This is a genomic window from Streptomyces sp. NPDC044704 (assembly GCF_056433525.1).
On record NZ_JBWKGY010000046.1, the window covers coordinates 1 to 3,357 of the forward strand.

The 3,357-nt window shown below is 72.0% G+C and carries 4 protein-coding genes; 1 reads left to right on the forward strand and 3 read right to left on the reverse strand.

What is annotated here, in order from left to right:
- Window positions 1-397: 397 nt before the first annotated feature.
- A complete protein-coding gene (locus AC07B0_RS40260; RefSeq protein ID WP_356884284.1) occupies window positions 398-1,405 on the reverse strand; it encodes a stage II sporulation protein M in 1,008 nt (335 codons plus the stop codon).
- Between the two features lie 110 nt (window positions 1,406-1,515).
- On the opposite strand from AC07B0_RS40260, the gene AC07B0_RS40265 reads away from it, so the two are divergent.
- Entirely contained in the window at window positions 1,516-2,484 is a 969-nt protein-coding gene (locus tag AC07B0_RS40265; RefSeq protein ID WP_478867182.1) for an RDD family protein, read from the forward strand.
- Between the two features lie 4 nt (window positions 2,485-2,488).
- On the opposite strand, the gene AC07B0_RS40270 is transcribed toward AC07B0_RS40265, so the two are convergent.
- Window positions 2,489-3,121 carry a hypothetical protein gene (locus tag AC07B0_RS40270; protein WP_478900593.1) on the reverse strand — a complete coding sequence of 211 codons (633 nt, stop codon included), beginning with the start codon at window positions 3,119-3,121 and terminating at the stop codon, window positions 2,489-2,491.
- Between the two features lie 99 nt (window positions 3,122-3,220).
- Window positions 3,221-3,357: adenosylhomocysteinase (locus AC07B0_RS40275; RefSeq protein WP_388686125.1), on the reverse strand; the 137-nt coding region annotated here is incomplete at its 5' end.

The window sequence follows — 3,357 nt, forward strand, 5'->3', positions numbered from 1 at the left end:
GAGTTCTCAAGGAACGGACGCTTCCTTTGTACTCACCCTCGCGGGTTTTCCTCCGGGCTTTCGTTCTGTGTTCTTGCGTTTCCGACTCTATCAGACTCTTTCGGGCCCGATTTCCTCGGCGCTTTCCAGGTCCTGCGCTTTCGCGCTTTTCCTTTCCGGCGGTTCCGACTCTATCAGAGGTTTTCCACCGGATTTCCCGGCTTCCGACGATCCGAATGTGGAGTCGATTGTGCCCGCTTGGAATTCAATTCCTGGGGGCGAGATGAGACTTTAAACCATCACTGCCGAACTTGTCCAGTTCGAGGCAACCGTTCGAATCTACCTCCCCGCGTCTGCCGTGTCAACGGTGTTTGCGGGACGACGAGGAGACTAGCAGCTCAGCGGGGGCCCACGCACATCAGGCGGCGGTGGGGAGCGTCGCCGTGCGGTCGGCTTCCTCGACGTCGCCGGCCTCGCCGGCGCGGGCGGCGCGGCCGCCCAGGACGTACACGTAGACAAGGAAGGCGGCCTCGGCGGCGATGCCGATGCCGATGCGGGCCCAGGTGGGGAGGCCGGAGGGGGTGACGAAGCCCTCGATCAGGCCGGAGACGAACAGGACCAGGGCCAGCCCGATGGCCATGCCGAGGGCGGCGCGGCCCTGTTCGGCGAGGGCGGTGCGGCGGGTGCGGGGGCCCGGGTCGATGACGGTCCAGCCCAGCTTCAGGCCGGTGCCCGCGGCGACGAAGACGGCCGTCAGTTCGAGCAGCCCGTGCGGGAGGATCAGGCCGAGGAAGACGTCGAGGCGGCCGGCGGAGCTCATCAGACCGATGCCGACGCCGAGGTTGGCCATGTTCAGGAAGAGGATCCAGAGGACGGGGATCCCCAGGAACGCGCCCAGGACCAGGCAGATCGCGGCGGCCTGGGCGTTGTTCGTCCAGACCTGGGCGGCGAAGGAGGCCGCCGGATGGCTGGAGTAGTACGTCTCGTACTCGCCGCCGGGCCGGGTGAGCTCCTTGAGGTCGGCCGGGGCGGCGATGGCGCCCTGGACCTCGGGGTGGGTGGCTATCCACCAGCCGATGAGCACGCCGAGCGCGGTGGAGAGCAGTGCGGTGGGTATCCACCAGCGCCGGCTGCGGTAGACCGCCGCCGGGAACCCCTCGGTGAAGAAGCGGGCCGCGTCGCGCCAGCTCGCACGCCGGGTACCCGTCACCGTGGCGCGGGCGCGGGCGACGAGCTGGGTGAGGCGGCCCGTCAGCATCGGGTCGGGCGCGCTCGACTGCACGAGGGAGAGGTGGGTGGAGGTGCGCTGGTAGAGCGCGACGAGTTCGTCGGCCTCCGCTCCGGTGAGCCGCCGGCCGCGGCCGAGGAGCTGCTCCAGACGGGCCCATTCCGCCTGGTGGGCCACCACGAAGACGTCGAGATCCATCCGGTTACCGCTCCCCTGCCCCAGGCCACCCGATTCGGCTTACTTCTCCTGTGGTCAGCTTGGCAGACTGGATCGCACAGGGGCGGGTCAGGTCGGTGAAAGGTGTGCTTGTGAGCGATCTCGTGACGGGGGACGCGGTCGTCCTGGGCCTGCGGACCGCGAGGCTGCCGAGCCGGGCGCTGGCGATCCTGCTCGACCTCGCCGTGTACGTCTCCGGTTTCATCGCCGTGTCCATCACCCTGGCCGTCTCGACGGCCGGCCTCGACGACGCCGCCCAGGCGGCGCTGGCGGTGGCGAACTTCCTGCTGGTGATGGTCGGTGTGCCGATCGCCGTGGAGACGCTGAGCCACGGGCGTTCGCTGGGGAAGCTGGCCTGTGGGCTGCGGGTGGTGCGCGAGGACGGCGGGCCGATCCGGTTCCGGCACGCGCTGGTGCGCGGGGCCATGGGGGTCGTCGAGCTGCTGATGACCTTCGGGACGGTGGCCTGCATCGCCTCGCTGGTGTCGGAACGGGGCCGGCGGGTCGGGGACGTGTTCGCGGGGACGCTGGTGATCCGGGAGCGGGTGCCGGGGGCGCGGGTGATGCCGGTGCCCCCGCCGCCGCCGTGGCTGGCCGGACGGTTCTCGGCCCTGGACCTGTCGGCGGTGCCGGACGGGCTGTGGCTCGCGATCCGGCAGTACCTGACGCGGATGGACCAGCTGGACCCGCAGACCGGCGCCGCGATGGCGGCGCGGCTCGCGGACGACGTGGTGGCCCGGACCGGGACGCCGCCGCCGGCCGGGGTGCCCGCGGCCGCGTTCCTGATGGCGGTGGTGCACGAGCGGCAGTCCCGGGACGCGGCCCGGGCCTTCGGCGCGGCCGCACACGCGGCGCAGGCACAGGCACAGCCCCAGGCGCAGGCGCACGTACCGGCACACGTACGAGCAGAGGCGCCGGTACGGGCGCAGCAGCCGGTGTTCCCGCCCGTGGCCCCGCCGGCGGCGCCGTACGTTCCGCCGGCCGCGCCGGTGGTTCCCGTCGCGCCGGTCGTGCCTCCCGTGGCGGCCGCGCCCAAGACCGGGTTCGCGCCGCCCGCCTGAGCGGTTACCCGTCCCCGAGGGCGTCCTCGAAGGTGGAGGGCGGGGTCTCCAGGTGTTCGAGTTCGATGCCGGGCGCCGAGAGGACGACGTCGCCCGCGATGTGGACGGTATGGACCTCGCCGGTGTCCAGGGCGGTCACCTGGTACTCGTCCACCAGCAGCGGGCCGCTGTCCGTGGCGTGCTCCTCGCGGCGCAGCAGGGCCCAGGCCTGGTCGACCGTACGGGCCGCGAGGACCGGGTCGGTGAGGGTGACGAGGCGGACGCGCGTGGCGGGGGCGCCGGGGGCGGGGCGCAGCAGGCGGGACGTCGCGATGAGGAAGGCCGGTGAGGTGCCGGTGAATCCGGGGGCCTGGACGTTGCCTTCGGTGGCCTCGGTGCCGGTGGGGTCGGTGCGGACCCAGGTGACGCCGTCGATGGCGGCGCCGCGGACCTGCCAGCCCCCGGCGTTCAGTTCCAGGCGGATGGGGCGGCCGAGTTCGTCGACGGCGAGGTCGACGGAGCCGCGGTGTTCGCCGTCGGGGTGGGTCAGCTGGGCGACGTAGCGCCAGCCGGACGGGCCGGGCGCGCAGTGGAAGTGCTCCTCGCCGAGGGGGGCGTGGTCGTGGGGATCGTGGAGCGAATACCGGCCGCGTGGCATCGACGGGCTTTCTGGGATGGGGGCTCGGGATACGGGGCAGGCCCCCGGCACGGGTGCCGGGGGCCTGCTTTCAGCCTGTGCCGCTGATCGGGGCCGTGATCAGTAGCGGTAGTGGTCGGGCTTGTACGGGCCCTCGACCTTGACGCCGATGTAGGCGGCCTGCTCGGGGCGCAGGGTGGTGAGCTTGACGCCGAGGGCGTCGAGGTGGAGTCGGGCGACCTTCTCGTCGAGGTGCT